Annotated in this window: 1 rRNA gene; it reads right to left on the bottom strand. The window is 53.0% G+C overall.

Features of this window, described 5'->3' with window-relative positions:
- Positions 1 to 10: 10 nt before the first annotated feature.
- A 16S ribosomal RNA gene (locus tag NNN64_RS23140) occupies positions 11 to 415 on the bottom strand; the annotation flags it as partial.

The following is a 415-nucleotide window of genomic DNA, read 5'->3' as shown; positions in this document are numbered from 1 at the left end:
TTCTTTAAGGTAAGGAGGTGATCCAACCGCAGGTTCCCCTACGGTTACCTTGTTACGACTTCACCCCAGTCATGAATCACAAAGTGGTAAGCGCCCTCCCGAAGGTTAAGCTACCTACTTCTTTTGCAACCCACTCCCATGGTGTGACGGGCGGTGTGTACAAGGCCCGGGAACGTATTCACCGTGGCATTCTGATCCACGATTACTAGCGATTCCGACTTCATGGAGTCGAGTTGCAGACTCCAATCCGGACTACGACGCACTTTATGAGGTCCGCTTGCTCTCGCGAGGTCGCTTCTCTTTGTATGCGCCATTGTAGCACGTGTGTAGCCCTACTCGTAAGGGCCATGATGACTTGACGTCATCCCCACCTTCCTCCAGTTTATCACTGGCAGTCTCCTTTGAGTTCCCGGCC

The sequence above is a fragment of the Citrobacter sp. Igbk 14 genome (assembly GCF_028069825.1).
GTDB lineage: Bacteria > Pseudomonadota > Gammaproteobacteria > Enterobacterales > Enterobacteriaceae > Citrobacter.
The sequence above is the reverse complement of the archived record's forward strand: the minus strand, read 5'-3'. Positions and strand labels throughout refer to the sequence as shown.